We start from the raw sequence: 1013 nt of genomic DNA, 5'->3' as shown, positions 1-1013 counted from the left end.
TACTTCTACGGCTTCCTTGCCGGAGAATCCTCGCAATGGGAGCCTGCGGTCGTCGAAAACACGGTCCGGCTGAATCCGTCCGAAGGGAAGAAGGAATATCACTTCACGGAAGACATGACCGACAAGGCTGTCTCATGGATGAAGCAGGTCCACGCGCTGACGCCGGATCGGCCCTTCTTCATGTATTGGGCCCCCGGTGCCTCCCATGGTCCGCATCACATCTTCAAGGACTGGGCGGACAAATATAAGGGCAAGTTCGACGAAGGCTGGGACGTSATGCGCGARCGCGTCTTCGCCCGCCAGAAAGAACTCGGCTGGATCCCGAAAGACACCGAGCTGACGCCGCGGCCGAAGRCCCTTGCCGCATGGGCCGATATTCCCGAGGACGAAAAGCCGTTTCAGCGTCGGCTCATGGAAGTGTTCGCCGGATACACCGAACATGCCGATGCGCAGGCCGGCCGGCTGATCGATGCCCTGGACGAACTCGGCATCCGCGACAACACGCTCGTCTTCTACATCTGGGGCGATAACGGCTCGAGYGCGGAAGGCCAGAACGGCACGATCAGCGAGCTCCTGGCGCAGAAYGGCATTCCGTCCGAGATCAAGGACCATATCCGCACCATGAACGAGCTYGGCGGCCTGGATGTGCTCGGGTCGCCCAAGGTGGACAACATGTACCATGCCGGCTGGGCCTGGGCCGGCTCCACGCCCCATCGGTCGACAAAGCTGATCGCCGCGCATTTCGGCGGAACGCGCACRCCGCTCGCGGTGTCMTGGCCRAGCMGGATCAAGGCGGACAAGACGCCGCGTCCGCAGTTCCATCACGTCAACGACATCGTGCCGACGATCTACGACATCCTGCGCATCACGCCGCCCAAGCTCGTCGATGGCGTCAGCCAGGATCAGCTCGACGGCACCAGCATGACCTATTCCTTCGCGTCCCCGACTGAGCCGGATCGCAAGAAGGAGCAGTATTTCGAGGTCATGGGCAGCCGCTCTTACTACAAGGACGG

Annotated in this window: 1 protein-coding gene; it reads left to right on the top strand. The window is 61.7% G+C overall.

All coding sequences use genetic code 11. The annotated features are described in order from the left end of the window. The coding region (locus AC1DIN_RS29880) for a sulfatase-like hydrolase/transferase (RefSeq protein ID WP_476812354.1) at positions 1-1013 on the top strand (1013 nt) is incomplete at both ends.

This window comes from Allobosea sp. 05T438, assembly GCF_056396025.1.
The sequence above is the reverse complement of the archived record's forward strand: the minus strand, read 5'-3'. Positions and strand labels throughout refer to the sequence as shown.